Annotated in this window: 12 protein-coding genes and 2 tRNA genes; 8 read left to right on the forward strand and 6 right to left on the reverse strand. The window is 70.3% G+C overall.

Annotation, left to right across the window (positions count from 1 at the left end; all coding sequences use genetic code 11):
- Positions 1-14 precede the first annotated feature (14 nt).
- The 3 genes from ISP_RS09110 to ISP_RS09120 all read left to right on the forward strand — a co-directional run bounded on the left by ISP_RS09110 (position 15) and on the right by ISP_RS09120 (position 4,041).
- Positions 15-1,052 (forward strand): 3-isopropylmalate dehydrogenase, encoded by a 1,038-nt coding sequence (locus ISP_RS09110; protein WP_013223592.1) that lies wholly within the window; start codon positions 15-17, stop codon positions 1,050-1,052.
- 535 nt (positions 1,053-1,587) lie between these two features.
- Positions 1,588-3,192, forward strand: a complete 1,605-nt coding sequence (gene cimA, locus ISP_RS09115; RefSeq protein WP_013223593.1) for a citramalate synthase — start codon at positions 1,588-1,590, stop codon at positions 3,190-3,192.
- Positions 3,193-3,270: 78 nt separating this feature from the next.
- A complete protein-coding gene (locus tag ISP_RS09120) occupies positions 3,271-4,041 on the forward strand; it encodes a fumarylacetoacetate hydrolase family protein (RefSeq protein ID WP_013223594.1) in 771 nt (256 codons plus the stop codon).
- 67 nt (positions 4,042-4,108) lie between these two features.
- Here the strand turns inward: ISP_RS09120 and ISP_RS09125 are convergent, their stop codons facing one another.
- The gene (locus ISP_RS09125; protein WP_013223595.1) at positions 4,109-5,356 is read right to left on the reverse strand and encodes an FAD-dependent oxidoreductase; all 1,248 of its coding nucleotides are present in this window, start codon (positions 5,354-5,356) and stop codon (positions 4,109-4,111) included.
- Positions 5,357-5,763: 407 nt separating this feature from the next.
- Between ISP_RS09125 and ISP_RS09130 the strand changes: the two genes are divergently transcribed.
- From ISP_RS09130 to ISP_RS09145, 4 genes are all read left to right on the forward strand, one after another.
- Entirely contained in the window at positions 5,764-6,591 is an 828-nt protein-coding gene (locus ISP_RS09130; RefSeq protein ID WP_013223596.1) for an HAD family hydrolase, read from the forward strand.
- A 50-nt stretch (positions 6,592-6,641) separates the two neighbouring features.
- Positions 6,642-6,713: transfer RNA gene (locus ISP_RS09135), tRNA-Gln, on the forward strand.
- A gap of 101 nt (positions 6,714-6,814) precedes the next feature.
- Positions 6,815-6,890: transfer RNA gene (locus ISP_RS09140), tRNA-Glu, on the forward strand.
- A 479-nt stretch (positions 6,891-7,369) separates the two neighbouring features.
- Positions 7,370-8,047, forward strand: coding sequence for an HU family DNA-binding protein (locus tag ISP_RS09145; RefSeq protein ID WP_013223597.1), 678 nt, complete (start codon positions 7,370-7,372; stop codon positions 8,045-8,047).
- Positions 8,048-8,265: 218 nt separating this feature from the next.
- Here ISP_RS09145 and ISP_RS09150 read toward each other — a convergent pair whose 3' ends face one another.
- The 3 genes from ISP_RS09150 to ISP_RS09160 all read right to left on the reverse strand — a co-directional run bounded on the left by ISP_RS09150 (position 8,266) and on the right by ISP_RS09160 (position 12,533).
- The gene (locus tag ISP_RS09150) at positions 8,266-11,214 is read right to left on the reverse strand and encodes an ATP-binding protein (protein ID WP_013223598.1); all 2,949 of its coding nucleotides are present in this window, start codon (positions 11,212-11,214) and stop codon (positions 8,266-8,268) included.
- A 185-nt stretch (positions 11,215-11,399) separates the two neighbouring features.
- Positions 11,400-12,311, reverse strand: a complete 912-nt coding sequence (locus tag ISP_RS09155) for a helix-turn-helix domain-containing protein (RefSeq protein WP_013223599.1) — start codon at positions 12,309-12,311, stop codon at positions 11,400-11,402.
- A gap of 12 nt (positions 12,312-12,323) precedes the next feature.
- Complete coding sequence (locus tag ISP_RS09160; protein WP_014466706.1) at positions 12,324-12,533, reverse strand: hypothetical protein; 210 nt, start codon at positions 12,531-12,533, stop codon at positions 12,324-12,326.
- A 1,274-nt stretch (positions 12,534-13,807) separates the two neighbouring features.
- Between ISP_RS09160 and ISP_RS09165 the strand changes: the two genes are divergently transcribed.
- Positions 13,808-14,674 carry an SAM-dependent methyltransferase gene (locus ISP_RS09165; protein ID WP_013223600.1) on the forward strand — a complete coding sequence of 289 codons (867 nt, stop codon included), beginning with the start codon at positions 13,808-13,810 and terminating at the stop codon, positions 14,672-14,674.
- A 93-nt stretch (positions 14,675-14,767) separates the two neighbouring features.
- Here the strand turns inward: ISP_RS09165 and ISP_RS09170 are convergent, their stop codons facing one another.
- Both ISP_RS09170 and ISP_RS09175 read right to left on the reverse strand, forming a co-directional pair.
- Positions 14,768-15,151, reverse strand: coding sequence for a DUF6292 family protein (locus ISP_RS09170; RefSeq protein WP_013223601.1), 384 nt, complete (start codon positions 15,149-15,151; stop codon positions 14,768-14,770).
- 107 nt (positions 15,152-15,258) lie between these two features.
- The gene (locus ISP_RS09175) at positions 15,259-16,794 is read right to left on the reverse strand and encodes an alpha-L-arabinofuranosidase B (RefSeq protein ID WP_013223602.1); all 1,536 of its coding nucleotides are present in this window, start codon (positions 16,792-16,794) and stop codon (positions 15,259-15,261) included.
- Positions 16,795-16,928: the final 134 nt, after the last annotated feature.

Below are 16,928 nucleotides of genomic sequence, written 5' to 3' on the forward strand. Positions count from 1 at the left end.
ACGGAGGTGTGTGGATGCGGCTCGCGGTGATCCCAGGAGACGGGATCGGGCCCGAGGTGGTCTCCGAGGCGCTGAAGGTGCTCGGCGAGGTAGTACCGACGGCGGAGATCACGAACTACGACCTCGGCGCCGCGCGATGGCACTCGACGGGCGAGCTGCTCCCGGAATCGGTCCTCGGCGAGCTCCGTCAGCACGACGCGATCCTGCTGGGCGCGGTCGGCGACCCCTCGGTGCCGAGCGGGATCCTGGAGCGCGGCCTGCTGCTGCGCCTGCGGTTCGAAATGGACCACCACGTCAACCTGCGCCCGGCGCGGCTGTACCCGGGTGTCCGGGGACCGCTGGCCGACGCGGGCGACGTCGACATGGTCGTCGTGCGCGAAGGCACCGAAGGCCCGTACGCGGGCACCGGCGGCCTGATCCGCAAGGACACCGAGCACGAGATCGCGACGGAGGTCAGCGTCAACACGGCGTTCGGCGTCCGGCGCGTGGTGGCGGACGCGTTCAGCCGGGCCGAGGCGCGGCCGCGCAAGCACCTGACGCTGGTGCACAAGACCAACGTGCTCTCGTTCGCCGGTTCGCTCTGGTCGCGGATCGTCGAAGAGGTTTCGCTGGAGCACCCGGACGTGACGGTCGCGTACTCCCATGTGGACGCGGCGACCATCCACCTGGTGACGGACCCGTCCCGGTTCGACGTGATCGTGACGGACAACCTGTTCGGCGACATCATCACCGACCTCGCGGCCGCGGTGACCGGCGGCATCGGCCTGGCGGCCAGCGGCAACCTGGACATGACCCGCCGCAACCCGAGCATGTTCGAGCCGGTGCACGGTTCGGCGCCGGACATCGCGGGCCAGGGGCTGGCGGACCCGACGGCAGCGGTGCTTTCGGTGGCGCTGCTGCTGGACCACCTGGGGCAGAAGGAAGCGGCGCGACGGATCGAGGCGTCGGTGGCGTTCGATCTGGCCACGCGGGACCAGGCGTCGCCGGGGGCCACGCAGGCCATCGGTGACCGGCTGGCGGCGCTGGTTTCGTCGAACGTGCGTACTGGTTGATCCTTCGGGAAAGCCCCGCACCTGCTGCCTGGGTGCGGGGCTTTTTCGTGCCCTGGCTGCGGGGGTTGGCGGGGTTGTCCACAATGCTGCCGTGATGTGGAGAAGTGAGCGGCTGAGCGGTTTTTCGGGCGGTTCTGTCGGGGGGTGGCGATAGACTGGACCGGGGTCAGCCCCCAGGGTGCGGTGGGGCATGTCTTGGGGGCCTGATGGCTGTGAAAAGAGTGGAGGGGTGACTCCGCCGCCCTGCTTCCTCGGACAGCGGCAGGCCCGGTGACACCCTCCGGTGATCGTGCGGCTCCTTGATCAGGAACTGCAAAACGCATCGGGGAAGCTTCCCGGATGGTGGGAGCTTCGCCCAGCTTCTGGACTTGGCCGCGAATGCTGTGGCATGATGCGAGCATGACCAGCTTCGCGATCATTATCGACGAGCGCGCCGGACGATAGCTCCACAAGAGCCCCCGGCGCGCAACCTCTCGCACCCATGCGGGAGGTTTTTTTGTTGCCTTGAAACGCCAGGAAACGCTAGGAGAAGACCGTGACCCGCAAGGAGCCCGCCGATACTCCGCTCGGCGACGCCTTCCACCTCTACGACACCACCCTGCGCGACGGTGCGCAGCGAGAGGGCATCTCCTACTCCGTCCAGGACAAGCTCGCCGTCGCGCGGCTGCTGGACGAGCTGGGGGTCGGGTTCATCGAAGGCGGCTGGCCCGGGGCGCTCCCCAAGGACACCGAATTCTTCGCCCGCGCCGCGAAAGGCGAACTGAAGCTCCACCACGCCGCGCTCGTCGCCTTCGGCGCGACGCGCAAGGCCGGCACCACCGCCGACGCCGATCCGCAGGTCCGGGCCCTGCTCGACAGCGAAGCGCCGGTCATCACCCTCGTCGCCAAGTCCGACCTCCGCCACATCGAACGGGCTCTGCGCGTCGATGTCGACGAAGCCTGCGCGATGGTGAAAGACACCGTCGAGTTCCTCACGAAAGAAGGCCGGCGGGTCTTCCTCGACGCCGAGCACTTCTTCGACGGCTACGCGCATTCCCCCGAGACCTCGCTCCGGGTCCTCGACGCCGCCGCCCACGCGGGCGCCGACGTCCTCGTGCTCTGCGACACCAACGGCGGCCAGCTGCCGCTCGGGCTCGCCGAGACCGTGCGGGCCGTCAAGGAAAAGACGGGATTCCGGCTCGGGATCCACTGTCAGGACGACACTTCCTGCGCCGTGGCGAACTCCGTCGCCGCGGTGCAGGCCGGCGTGACGCACGTCCAGTGCACCGCCAACGGTTACGGGGAGCGGGCCGGCAACGCCGACCTCTTCGCCGTGACGGGAAACCTGGTGACCAAGCTCGGCCTCGACGTCCTCCCGACCGGAGGCGCCGCCGAACTCACCCGGGTCTCCCACGCCCTTGCCGAAATCGCCAACCTCGCCCCCTACACCCACCAGGCTTACGTAGGGGCGTCGGCTTTCGCCCACAAGGCGGGACTGCACGCGAGCGCGATCAAGGTGGATCCGTTGCTGTACAACCACATCGATCCGTCTTCCGTCGGCAACGACATGCGGGTACTGGTCACCGAGATGGCCGGCAGGGCCAGCCTCGAGCTCAAGGGACGTGAGCTCGGGGTCGACCTTGCCGGCCGGCCCGAAGCGCTGACGAGCGCGATCACCAAGGTCAAGCGGCTCGAGGCCGAAGGCTGGTCCTTCGAGGCCGCCGACGCCTCCCTGGAGCTCCTGCTGCGCCAGGAGGCCGACGTCCCGGCGGAGGCCCCGTTCGAGCTGGAGTCCTACCGGGTGGTCCTCGACCACCGCCCGGACGGCGAGGTCATGGCCGAAGCCACCGTCAAGGTGCACGTCGGCGGGCAACGCGTCATCGCCACCGCCGAGGGCATCGGGCCGGTGCACGCGCTCGACGCCGCCCTGCGGAAGGCGCTGTCGCCGCACCTGTCCTGGTTGGACAGTGTGGACCTGGCCGACTACAAGGTGCGCATCCTCCAGGGTCACCCGGGCACCGACGCGGTGACGCGCGTGCTGGTCGAGAGCACCGACGGCGAGCGCGAGTGGACCACCGTGGGCGTGCACGGCAACATCGTCGAGGCCAGCTGGCTGGCGCTGTGCGACGCGCTCGTGCACAAGAGCACCACCGTGGCCTGAGTCACGGTGACCCGGGCCGGGGGCTCCACCACCCGGAACCCCCGGAGGTGGCCGGGCGGGCGCACGTAGACTGGCCGCGTGCGCCTAGCCCGAATTGCCCATCCCGGTGGTGTCGCGTTCGCCTCGATCGAAGGCGACGGCGACGACGCCCAGGTCCTCGAAATCGCCGAGCACCCCTTCGGCCAGCCGAACTTCACCGGCAAGCGGTGGCCGCTGGCCGACGTGCGGCTGCTCGCGCCGATCCTGCCGTCGAAGGTGATCGCCGTCGGCCGCAACTACGCCAAGCACGCGGCCGAGTTCGGCAACGACGTGCCCGGTGAGCCGATGCTGTTCATCAAGCCGTCGACGACCATCATCGGGCCCAACGCGGCCATCCGCCGCCCGTCGGGCATCGGCCGGGTCGACTTCGAGGGCGAGCTCGCGATCGTCATCGGGCAGCCGGTGAAGAACGTCCCGGCCGCCCGCGCCGCGAGCGTCATCCTCGGCTACACCGTCGCCAACGACGTCAGCGCCCGCGACCTGCAGAAGTCCGACGGCCAGTGGGGCCGCGCCAAGGGCTTCGACACCTTCTGCCCGATCGGCCCGTGGATCGAGACCTCGATCGACGCCTCCGACCTCTCCCTGCGGGCCGAGGTCGACGGCGAGCTCAAGCAGGACGGCCGCACGTCCGACCTCGTCCACCGGATCCCCGAGCTGGTCGAGTTCGTCTCCGGCGTCATGACGCTGCTGCCCGGCGACCTCATCCTGACCGGCACGCCCGAGGGCGTCGGCCCGATCGAGGGCGGCCAGAGCGTCTCGATCACCATCGAAGGCATCGGCACCCTGACCAACCCGGTCGAGGACGTCTAGACCCGCTCGGCCCGGATCGAGCCGCTTCACCGAAGGCACCCCATGCCGGGTGGCCTTCGGTGGTTCGTCAGCGCTGCGCCGGCTCCATCGCCCGTCGCGCGAAGGCCGGGGCGTGCTCCGGGCGCAGGCCCAGGCCCAGCAAGCGGGCCGGGAAGTACGACAGGCGCGGGAACCGGGCGAACGCCTTGATCATCGGCGCCGGCGGGCCGTTGCGCTTGCCGCTCATCACCCCGCGCACCACCGTCCGGTGCAGCAGCCGCTGCAGCCCCTGCACCAGCAGCGTCGGCGCGAGGCGGCGCGCGCGCACCTTCGCCAGCTCGGCCGGCGTCGGACGGCCCCGGCGCAGCGGCTCGGCCAGCAGCGTCGCCGCCGCGACCGCGTCCTGCACCGCCAGGTTGATGCCCACGCCGCCGATCGGGGACATCGCGTGCGCCGCGTCGCCGATGCACAGCAGCCCGTCGACGTGCCACTGGCGCAGCAGGTTGAGCCGCACGTCGAGGAACTTGACGTCGTCCATCGCCGCCAGCTCGTGCACCCGGTCGGTGAACTCGGGGCAGATCTGCGCCACGTTCTCCCGGAACGCCTCGATGCCGTGGGCGCGCAGGTCTTCGCCCTTCGGCGCGAGGTAGGCGACCTGGTAGAAGTCCGGCCGGGGGAGGGGCACCGCGAAGCGGCGGTCCCGCATCTTCGGCAGCAGCATGGTGCCCGCTTCGTCGTCGCCGCGCGAGAGCCGGAACCACCAGACGTCGAACGGGCAGTCGTACTCCCGCGGCACCAGGCCGGCCTCGCGGCGGGCCAGCGACCAGCGGCCGTCGGCAGCGATGACCAGGTCGGCGCGGATTTCGCCGATTTCCCCGGCGCTCGTGCGGTAGGTGATGCCGGCGACCCGGCCGTGCTCGCGGACCAGGCCGGTGCACTCGGTCTCCATCCGCTGGACGAACGTCGGCTCCTTGCGCGCGCTTTCGGCGAGCAGGTCGAGGAAGTCCCACTGCGGCACCATCGCGATGTAGGGGTGCGCCACCTTCAGCCGGGTGAAGTCGGCCAGTTTCATGAGCTCGCCGTTCTCCTGGGGGAAGCCCGCCGAGGTCAGCTCGCTGTGCGGCAACGCGTGGAACCGCTCGCCGAGGCCCAGCTCGTCGAGCAGCGTCAACGTCGACGGGTGCACCGTGTCCCCACGGAAGTCGCGCAGGAAATCGGCGTGCTTCTCCAGCACTGTCACCTCGACGCCGGCCCGGGCCAGCAGCAGCCCCGTGACCATCCCGGCCGGCCCGCCACCGATGACGACGCAGCTCGTGCGCTCGGTCATCTCGACCATCTCCCTTATTCATCGCTTGTTGAATAACTTGAGGATGCACCCGCGCGGCACCGCCGTCAAGGGGTGTGAGCGGAGATACGCTGATCGGGCGACGGCCTCGCGTCCACGTCCGGTGGTCGAAAACCGTCCAAACGCGACAGTTGGTCGACGGTGTACCGGCTTCGCGCGGCTTCGGCTGCGGTCTGCGGAAGTGCCCTTGTGGACGGAGCGGATCCCCAAGCGGGACAAGGGTTTCGCCCGGGAATCGATTGCTGTCCGGGAAGAGCCGGCTCGGCGGGTGCGTGCGGCCGGATAACCGAATGGGGACGGTACGCCAACTGGGAGTAGAGCCGGTGCGCCGGAACAGGCGAGCGGCAATCACCTCTTTGGCAGCGTCGCGAACGCGGCGGTTGCCCTAGCCTCACTGGGTGGATTTCGCCCTGGCACCCCGGACCCCGTCGCGAACCGCCTCGCCCGCCGCGGCGGCGTCCGAGCCCTGGGCGCCGCCCGAGCTCCGGCTGGTGTGCCTGGACATCGACGACACGCTCATCGACTGCACCGCGGCGATCCGCCGGAGCCTCCACATCCTCACCGGCCGGGGTGACCTGTGGCCGTTGTGGGACCTCATCACCGAAGAACACGTCGCCCTCGTCGTCGCGGGCGAACTCGACTACCGGACGATGCACCAGCGGCGCACCGACTGCTTCCTCGCCGAAATCGGCATCCTCGCCGACGCCGAGCAGGTGAGTTCCTTCGAGCGCCGTCGCCGGGAGCTGCTCGACCACTCGTGGCAGCTGTTCGACGACGTCCTCGACTGCCTGGAATGGCTGCGCGCCGCCGGCCTGATGCTGGCCGCGGTGACGAACGCCTCGGGTGGCCACCAGCGGAAGAAAATCGCCGACCTGGGCCTGGCGCCGTTCTTCGATCACGTTGCGATCGCCGGCGAGCTCGGGGTGGCCAAGCCCGACCCGGTGATGTTCCACACGGTGTGCCTGGGACTGGGCTGCGCCCCGGCCCAGGCGGTCCACGTCGGCGACAAACTGGACACCGACGCGATCGGCGCCCGTGACGCGGGCCTGGGCGCGGTCTGGCTCGACCGCGACCGCATCGGCGAGCACGCCCCGGAGGGCGTCCACACGGTGGCCGGTCTCGCCGAGCTGCCTGAGCTGCTGGTTTCGGAGTACGCCACGATCGGGGTCCCGGCCCAGCGTGGCAGTGGCACCCCCGCGTTCACCGTCCGGAACGGCGTGCTCTAGTATTTCTCCTCGTGCGGTGCTGAACCGGCCCAGCCGGAGCAGTACCTCACTGGGGTATGGTGTAATTGGCAGCACGACTGGTTCTGGTCCAGTTAGTCTAGGTTCGAGTCCTGGTACCCCAGCTGCGGAGAGTGACCCCCCTGCGAAGCGGGAAATCGCTTCTGGTAGGTTCTCTCCAGCAAGAAAAACCGAAAAGCCCCTGGGAAACCAGGGAAGATCCTAAGCCCCCGTCGTCTAGCGGCCTAGGACGCCGGCCTCTCACGCCGGTAGCGTGGGTTCGAATCCCATCGGGGGTACCAGCAGCATCCACGCAAGCGGGATTGACCGAGGTCAGTCCCGCTTTGTGCTGTGTAGCTGCCCTGGCGTCGAAGATCCTTTCCGCGGCTCGAGCCGTCTTGGGCAAGTGATCACGGGGTGCTCGTCACCTCATCAGCGGCCCCGTGGACGTGCTTGGTGAGCGGGTGGGTGTCGAACGTGTCGCTGTCGCGGCCCCGGATCGGTTGCTGTCGATCTCGTCGAACGCGCACTTTTCGATCACCGCCGCTTTCGTGTCCGGCGCGAGCTGCGGCCGACGGCGTCTTCTGCGGGCACCTTTCGGAGAAGTCGACCAATTGTTCGATTGCCGGGCCTGTCCTGTCCTATGAGGACTTTGCCGGATCCCGCCGCGACACAACGGAGTTCGAGTGCGCTGTGCTTGGATTTCTTGGGCCCGCAGGTAATACTCTGCGCGTGTCGGCCGAGATGGGCCTGACTGGTAGTTCCACTTTGGAGGACTGGAATGACGAACAAGGCCCAGCTGATCGAGGCGCTGTCGGAGCGTCTGGGCGATGACAAGAAGGTGGCTGCGCAGGCCGTGGACGGCTTGGTGGACATCATCATCCGGACGGTCAACAAGGGCGAGAAGGTCAACATCACCGGCTTCGGGGTGTTCGAGAAGCGCGCTCGCGCCGCTCGTACGGCGCGGAACCCGCGCACCGGTGAGGCCGTGAAGGTGAAGAAGACCAACGTGCCCGCGTTCCGTGCCGGCACCACGTTCAAGGACGTCATCTCCGGCACCAAGAAGCTCCCGAAGGCGACCCCGGTCAAGCGGACCGCCACCGGCACGCGGGCGACGGCCACCAAGACCGCTGCGGCCGCCGCGCCGGCCAAGGCCACGACGACCCGCACCACCACCCGCGCGGCGGCGGCCAAGCCGGCCGCGACGACCACGCGGACCCGCGCCACCGCGGCGAAGCCGGCCGCCAAGGCGACCGCCGCCACCAAGCCCGCCGCCACCAAGCCCGCCGCGGCCACGGCGGCGCCGAAGACCACGGCGGCCAAGGCCACCACGGCGAAGGCGACCACCTCGCGGGCGAAGACGGCCGCCGCCAAGCCGGCCGCGACGAAGACCGCCGCGGCCAAGAAGCCGGCCGCCGCCAAGGCCCCGGCCAAGCGCACCTCGGCCGCCAAGAAGTAACACCGGCGACATCGGAAGGGCCCTACGCCGAACCGGCGTAGGGCCCTTTCGCGTTCGGGAACACGGTCAATAGCGCCAAGGCCCGGCCAAGCGCACCTCGGCCGCCAAGAAGTAACACCGGCGACATCGGAAGGGCCCTACGCCGAGCCGGCGTAGGGCCTTTCGCGTTCGGGGACACGCTCAAGGCCCCGGCCGAGCGCTGAACCCGCTGCCGTCGATCACGGCCGCTTCGCCAGCTGCTCCAGTGTCGCTCTGACCGCCGTCACTTCCGGAACGGCCAGCTCCTCGAACAGCGCCAGCGCACGGCGAAGGTACTCGGCTCCCCGGGCCTCGTCCGCGGCTTTCAGCGCGCTGCGCCCGAGTCCTTCGAGCGCCCGACCCACCTGCAGCCGGACGCCGACGGCCTGTGCCAGGTCGAGTGCCCGGCCGTGGAACTCGGCGGGGTCGCCGGCTTCGGGCCATTCCAGGGCGAGGTTGCCGAGGTTGTTGAGGTTCTCCGCCTGCCAGCCCTGGTCGTCGCCGAACAGGTCCTCCGCTCGGGTCAGGTACATGAACGCCAGCCGGTAGTGGCCCGCGGCGTGGTGCAGCCGCCCGAGGTTGGTCAAGGTGACCGCCTCGCGGGCCCGGTAGTCCAGCTGGCTGTAGATGATCTGGGCGCGGGTGTAGCAGGTGTCGGCCGATCCGTAGTTGCCGCAGTCGAAGTGCATCCGGCCGAGGTTGTTCAACGCCCGGGCCTCGGCGAAACGATCGCCGAGTTTTCTCGACAGCGTCAGCGCTTCCGTGAAGGTGCCGGAGGCGTAGTCGTAGTCGCCGGACATGCCCTGCGCACACCCGACTGCGAGCAGGGCCGTCACTTCGCCGCGCTCGTTGCCCAGCAGGCGGTAGAGCCCGAGGCTGCGCTCGGCGTTCTTCCTCGAGGCTTCGAGATCGCACGACCGATACTGGACTCGGGAGAGCTGCGCGAACGTGGCGGCCAAGCCGAGCGTGTTGTCGAGTCCTTCGTACAGCTGCCGGGCCCGGCTCAGGTAGGCCGTGGCGTCGGCGAAGTTGGAGAGGTCCAGCTGGACACGGCCGGCTTCGTTGAGCACGTCGGCTTCACCGAGCCGGTTGCCGAGTTCGAGGTAAAGGGCCCGCGCACGGGCGAGGTTCGCGGCGGCATCGTGGTAGTTGCCGAGCAGGCGCTGCACCCGGCCCAGATCGGTCCGGGTGGCGCCCTCGGCGGCGACGTCGCCGGCCGCTTGCTCCGCCGCGAGCACGGCCTGGTGGATGCGGTGGGCGTCGTGCCAGTGCCCGTGCTGCTCGAGAAACGGGTGGAGAGCGACAGCGAGCTCGGCGGCCCACCGGACACGGTCGTCGTCGGCCGCGGCGATGATGCAGGCGCGGAGGGTCGCCCGTTCCGCGGTCAGCCAGGCGACGGCCTCGCTTTCGGTGTCGAACTTCCGGGACGGGACCGGCGGCTGCGGACCGAGTTCCGGCCGTGGGGAGGGGCTGGCCACGAAGTGGTTCGCCCCGCGGACCGTCTCGAGGTAGTGGTCGAGGAGGCGTTCGAAGGCCCCTTCTTCGGTGCCGGGGCCGGTGAGCGACCGGCTGTAGGCATGGGTCAGGTCGTGCAGGCGGTAACGGCCGGGGGAGGGTTCGTCGAGCAGGTGGTTGCGGTGCAGCACCTCGAGTTGTTCCTGGGTGGTCTCGACGTCGTTCCCGTCGAGGGCCGCGGCCGCCACGGCGTCGAGGTGGCGGCCGGGGTGCAGGCCCAGGCGACGGAACAGCCGCTGCTGGTCCGGGGTCAGGTCGCGGTAGGAGAGTTCGAATGCGGCGGCCACACTCCGGTCGTCGGCTCGAAGCGTCTTCAGCCGGTTCCGGGATTGGTCGAGGTCGTCGGCCAGCCGGCGCACGGTCCAGTCCGGGTGACGGTGCAGCCGGCCGGCGGTGAGGGAGATGGCGAGCGGCAGATTTCCGCACGACGTCATCAACTCGGCCACCGCACCGGGATCGTGCTGCGCCGGGGAGGTGTGGCGATCGAACATCGCGGCGGCTTCGCCGGGGGGAAGCGTTTGCAGCGGAACGCGGCCGGCGTCGGCGAGGGACTCGAGCCGGTGCCGGCTGGTGATCAGCACCAGGCTGCCCGCTCCGCCGGGCAGGAGCGGCCGGATCTGGGCGTCGTCGACGGCGTCGTCGAGCAGGAGCAGGATCTTCTTCCCGGCCAGCTTCTCGCGCCACAGCCGGGCGCGGTCGTCGAGATCCGCCGGGATGGCCAGGGTCGGGACACCCTGCAGGAGCAGGAGTGAAGCCAGCGCGTCGGCCGGAGTGGCCGGAGCCTCCTCGGGGCGGTGGCCGTGGAGGTCCAGGAAGATCTGGCCGTCCGGGAAGTAGGCCGCCAGCTGATGGGCGGCGTGCACCGCGCAGGCCGTCTTGCCGATCCCCGGCACACCGTCGATGACGTGGATCGCCGTGCCGAGGGTCCCGTGATCCGCGGCGGTGGTGACCGCCGCGCTGAGGATGGCGAGCTCCTTTGCGCGTCCGGTGAAGACCGGGAGATCACGGGGCAGCGTGCACCGTCCGGCCGCGACCGGCGGTCGTGGTGACAGGTCGTCCGCGGCCGGAGAACCGGCTCCGGGAGCCGGCGGGTAGGGATCGTCGGGCCGGCTGATCCAGCCGATCGTGGCCGTTTCCTTGACGATCACCTGCACCGGCCGGAACGTCGTCGCGTCCACGACGGTGCTGCTCCGGACGATCTCGTCGAAGAACCAGTCCGAGGTGATCAGGGCGACGACGCCCGGCGACGCGGACAGTGCGGCCTTGAGCTGCGGCGCTTCGAGGAGGCGGAACGCCCGGTTGATCGCCGGTCCGGTCGCGCCCTGGTCGTCGTAGGCGACTTCTCCGGCGTGCAGGGCGATCCGCAGCCGGATCCGTTCCTCCGGCGGATGGCTCTCGTTGTGCTGTCGCAGCTCCCGGGCGAGGGCCGTCGGCAGGACCTCCACGAAGGGGCCTTTCGGGATTTGCGCCGGAACCAGGACGAACGTGCCGTCACCGGTGTTCTCGTGACGGCAGTCGAACCACGGCACTCCTGCCTCGTCGAAGGCTCGGCGCAGCGCCCGGTCGAGACCGCGGCGAACCGCCAGCCGGTTCGGGGTCGTCCGGCGCAGGTCTCCGTAGCTCTCGATGTCCACCGCCACGATCGTGCGATGGACGACTTGCCGTGAATGCTCCACGTTCCCCCGCAAGGTTCGATTCCGGTCCGGAAGTGCCGGTCGCCGTCATGGATGGCGTCGCTCGTGACGGCCGGGAGGCTCGGCTTGCCTCGGCGTTCCCGGCGTTCGGTGGATTGCCGCGCCGGCTGGGTGCCGCCGGGTGATCAAGGCGGCGGTGCGGTCGCGCAGCCGGGGCGCGGGCACCGGGCGGCGTGCCTGCGGTCGGCGAGTTCCGAGAGCAGGATCAGCAGCACGGCGCCGGCGCTGCTGAGCCCGATGAACAGGAGCCACCGCTGGGCCACCGCCGGCCGGCACAGCTGGGTGGCCGCAGCCGCGGATCCGGCCAGCGCGGTGGCGGCGAGAAGGCCGACGAGCCGGTGCTGGGCGACGGGCTGGTGGGCGTGTTCGGGGACCGGGCCGCGCGGTGCCGGTGCGGTGGGCCCGGCTTCGCCGCCCGGGACCCCGAGGCCCGCGGCCTTGGCCCGCGGGGACCCGGTGGTCTGGTTGACCCGCCGCCAGGCGGTCAGCCACAGGTCGAGGTCGATGTCGTCGACGCCGCAGGCTCGCAGGAACGCGTCGACGAAGTCCTGCTTGTCGTTTCGCCCGCTGCTGGCGAAGCGCTGTGCCGCGGACTTCGAAACGAAGTGGTCGGAGTTCTTCGCGATCTGCTCGTAGGTGAGCTGCCGCTGTTCCTTGAGCCGGGTGAGGGCCTCGGCGAACTCGCGGTGGGTGGTGGCCACGAGCGCCGCTCCGACCGCGGTGGTGGGGCCGGGGTGCCGCGGCAGCGGCAAGGGCGTGGCGGAGCGGCGCTGGGCGTTCGTGTCGTGCCATCGGCGGATCAGGACGTCGTGCCAGGCCCGCGGCGCCACCGCCCGGGCCATGGCGTCGGTCTCGTCGAGGCCGGGGAACCCCGTGGAGGTCAGGAAGCTGGTGAACAGCCCGGGTGCCAGGTTGGTTTCCGCCGCCATCCGGCGGGCGTCCGGGCGGCCGGCCTGGTCCCAGTAGTGCAGCAGCAGATCACGGAGGGAAGTGGTCGCGGCCACGGTCGGGGGCGTGGTCGGGTCAGGGTCGTTCATGGCGGGCTTTCGTCAGCGGAAGCGGCGGGTGGGCGAGGTCCGGGGAGCGAGGTGGCCGGGGGACGGGGCAGGACCGGCGGCCACGGGCACGTCGGCTCCGGTGCGGATCCGCAACGCGGTGCCGGCGGCGCAGCGGCTGCGCACGAGCTCGGCCGGGAAGACGACGGCTACCGGCCGCCGGACGCCGGACGGAACGGGGAAACGCTGCCCCAGGTCGTGCATGGGTGAAGGCCTTTCGGCTTGTGCCGCGCGAAAAGCACGTGGTGCGCAACGGCGGGTATCGGGGACGAACCGGGTCGCGCCGTCGCCGTGGTTGGCGCCACGTGATCAACTAACGACGGAAGGTCACCAGTTCGCGATCAGTGTGCCCGCGCCTCGAGGGCCGGAAAGCGGATCCCAAGTCCCATCCCATCCCGTTCGCAGTGGCCTGCGCCACATCCCCGGCGAGGTGTCGAACGGTGACGACGTGGTCTCGGCCGGGCGAAGCGGGACGTCCGGCCCGGTCTGCGGACCGGGGTGATCCAGTCCGGCCGGCCGGCTCGTGTCCCATCCCAGGCGGCGAGTTGACTCTGCTGGGCTCTTCGGGATGATCTGCGTGCCGGGTGGCCGACGTGGCCTGGTGAGCGGAAAGCGGCCCGTCGGGGCGGGCTCCTGTCGGGGACGGCGTGACCGGGTTGGCGCTCGGTCGCGCCGCTCGACCCGGCGGCTCGGTGTGCCTGGGACACGGCCGGAGCGCGCCGGAGGGTCGGCCTGGCTTCAGTTGCCGTCCGCGCGGTGGGGCCACGCGTGCCGGCGTCCGGTGGAAGCGGGCTCCGGTCCCGGTCGCATCCTCGGTGTCCCTCTCGTCCTCGGCAGTACGGTCCTCACCGTTCGTTCCCCTCGTCTGCGTGGCGTTCGAACACTCGCGCGGCTCCCGGTGTCCCAGGGGGCCGCGCCTTCGTCTGTGCACAACTCCGTCGAGCTGGAGCTGATCCTTGTCGCATGACGGTCCGACGGTCAACTCACCAGACCGTGTGACGCCGATAATCCTGTCGATGTTCATATTCTGCGCCGGGCGGCAGGGGGACGGTATCCCGTGATCGGCGCGGCCGATCGGCGGTCGCCGACGCTAAGCAAACGCATATCCTGCGAAAAGTGGGTATGAACCCCTGATTCATAACCCGCTCCGGACGGTGTGAAGAACCGGTGCTCGGCCCTCGAAACGACAAAAAGTTGACACTCGCGATTAATCTGAAACAGTGTCACGAAACGGCGGGTGTATTGCTGTGGGTAGTCTTTCGAGACTCTCCGGTGATATTTACCCCCTGTCCGAGGTGCGCGACAGGCTGGCAAACGGGGACCGCTCAACGCAGAGTGCGTACCACTTGACGACAGACCGTGTTCAGTCCGTATCCGCGGGTTGCCGGTCGTCACCCCGGCGGCAGCCGCGCGTCACCCGGGCCCGTCGCTAAGCTCGAGGCCGTGGCCTGCGGTGCAGGCGGAGGGGAGGCGGCCGGGTGGGGGACTCGACGGAGGAACGAGCGCCGCAGCAGCGGCTCGACGCGGACGTCGACCTGAGCAAGCCGAGCGCCGCCCGGATGTACGACTGGTACCTGGGCGGCACCCGCAACTGGGCGGTCGACCGCGAGTTCGGCGAACGTGCCGCCGCGACTTGGCCGCACGTCAAGCTGGTCGCCCAGCACAACCGCGCCTTCCTGCGCCGGGTCGTCGGTGCCGCCCTCGACGCCGGGATCCGCCAGTTCCTCGACCTCGGCACCGGTGTCCCGACGGTCGGCAACATCCACGACATCGTCCGCCGTCGCCGCCGCAAGATCCGCGCTCGTGTCGTCTACGTCGACTACGAACCCGTCGCTGCCCAGCAGGGACGCCAGGTGCTCGACGAGGACGAAGTCACCCACTGGGCCACTTTGGTCCAGCGGGACCTCCGTGACCCCGAGGCCATCTTCGACGACCCCGAAACCCGGCGGCTGATCAACACCGGCCAGCCGATCTGCGTCCTGTTCATCGCCGTCATGCACTTCATCGGCGACGGCGACGACCCCCGCGGCATCCTCGACGCCTACCGCGAGGTCGCCGCGCCCGGCAGCTGGCTCGCCCTCACCCACGCCTGCAACGACGCCGCCCCCGAACCCGGCGCCGGCAACATCCAGGCGGTCGTCGACAGCTACCGCAACACCAGCAATCCGATGTGGCTGCGCGACTACGACACGATCGTCTCGTGGCTCGACGTTCCCGGTTGGGACCTGCTCAAGCCCGGGATCGTCCACCCGCCCGACTGGCGCCCGGTACCCGGCACCGGTTTGACGGACGAGCAGGAAGAAGCCCGCCCCTACATGTGGGCAGGCGTCGCCGGCAAAGCCTGACCGGCGCACGCCGAGGCAGGCGAATGCGCCGGCTGCGCCCAGCGGCCTCGGAAGTCCTTGCGCAGCAGTAAGTGCCGCACGAACAGCAGCGGGTCAGGGTGATCGCCGCGGCGACCTCGAGGTCGAGCGCAGAGCCGGCTCGGGGGCGTCCTCGTCGGACCGGCGCACCGGGCGTTCCCCGCGCTCGGACAGGGCGGTGAGGACGAAGTCGGCCACCGCCTCGGGTGACCGCGTTTCCGGCAGTCCCGCGACGACCTGCAGTGCCGGGCTGCCGGCGTCCGCGGCCAGTTCCCAGCCCTCCCCGGGCGTCCAGCGCAGCAGGTAGTCGCTCGGTTCGCGTTCTCCCGCCTGGCCCGCGAAACGGATCTGGCCGCCCGCGAAATCGCCGGTGTGCGAGCGCGTGTCCTCCGGCTGCAACCCCAGCTCCGCGGCCACCGCCCGCATGCGCGCGGCCGTGGACGGTTCGTCGTCGGTCATGGCCCGGCCGCCCTTCTGTCGCAGGCGGGGACTACCCGGGCGGGCGGGGCGGGAAACGCCGGACCCGCGGAACCGCACGGCGGAACGGTTCCGCGGGTCCGGACGGGCTACGGCGCCCAGGGAGCGTTGACGGCCCAGCTGACGTCGTCGGCCCAGGAAGCCGTGGCGTCGAAGGTGTCGGGGCCGCCGTTGCTCGCGATGTACACCGTGTTGTTGTAGTGGCGGAGGAAACGGTCGGGGTAGTTGAACGAGGCGAAGGACGTGCCTTGGCCGTTCTTCCCGGCCTGCGGACAGAACGTCGCGTCGGAGCGGAAGGCCGCGCTGCCGTCCATCGGCTGGCGCAGCAGCTGGTAGTTGTAGTGGCGCAGGAAGTCACCCGGGTAGTTGCGCGACTCGAACGACAGGCACGACGGGTTCGCCAGGCCGCGGCGCACGATCCAGGACGCGTCGCTCTTGTCCAGTGCGGAGCTGCCCGAGCTCACCACCGACGTGACGGCGTCGTCGAACTGGTGCCGGATGTAGCGCGTGGTGCAGCAGGATGTCGTGGCGCGTAGCGAGATCGTCGAGCCGGGGTTCAGCGTGCCGCCGGCCACCGGGCTCGGGCCGCCGTAGCCGACCGAGACGACGTTGGCCTGCACCGCGTTGTCGGCCGCGTCGGTCGGCAGCCCGCTGGTCATCACGCCCTCGAAGAACGAGCCGATCGAGCCGTTGCTGTTGTCGCCGCCGGTGCCGAGGACGATCGATCCTTCCTGCTGCATCGGCGAATACCCGGGCTGGGTCGGTTCCGGTCCGGCGTAGCGCGTGGCGAGGCCGCCGGACTGGGCGTTGCCGTCCTTCGTGGCGAAGAAGTTCTGCCCGTTGTTCTTCAGCAGCGCGGTGACGAACGGCGCGGCGTTGCCGGTGTAGGAGCTGTTCTTGCTCGGCCCGGCGTCGGACTGGAACAGGCCGTTCTCCAGGTCGGCCTGCACCCACGGGCCCTGGCCGACGCACGGCGAGAACCAGCACTCGGTGCCGAAGTTGATCGCGTCCATGTGGCCGTTGCCGGTGTCGGCGATGGACACCTCGGCGTTGCCGTAGTCGAAGCAGCACCGGTTGTTGACGTGGGTTCCGGACGTCACCATGTACATGCCTTCGGCCTGGCCGTTCACGGCGACGCCCGAAGCCGAGGTGTGCCGGTAGCCCATGCGGCCGGAGAACGACGCGCCGTACACCGCGTGGCCGCCCGCGGTGACGGGCAGCGCGTCCGCGGGCACGCCGGCGTTCGCCGGTCCGGCCGCGCCCGCCGGTTCGATGAACAGGTCGTTGTGCCGGGGCGACTGGTCGTAGATGACGGTGATGACGCACGTCGTGCCGGTGCAGAAGGAGTCCTGCGTGGCCGCGTTGGCGTACCCGCCGGCGGCCAGCAGCCCGACGTTGGCGACGGCGCCGTCGGAGGCCCGCTTCAGCTGGTACAGCGGCCCGTTGTAGGACGAGTACAGCGCGCGGGTGGTGCTGTGCGCGGCGACGCAGGCGGTGCCCGCGGCGCCGTAGATGTCGCACGGCAGCGACGTGGCCGCCTCGGCGGCTTGACCGGCGTTCAGGACGGTGGCGGCGAGTGCCAGTGCCCCGCCGGCCAGGAGGGAAGCAGTTCTCCGAGCGAACATGAAAAGCTCTCCGTTTCGAGGATGACGACCCTGGAAAAACGCAGGGCGAAGCATTCCGCGATGCCGGAGCACAGAATCCTCCGGGCATCCGGAATGCGGGGGAAAGACGGCGGGGGATCGGCCGGCCGGGCCCG

The sequence above is a fragment of the Amycolatopsis mediterranei genome, assembly GCF_026017845.1.
Lineage (GTDB): Bacteria > Actinomycetota > Actinomycetes > Mycobacteriales > Pseudonocardiaceae > Amycolatopsis > Amycolatopsis mediterranei.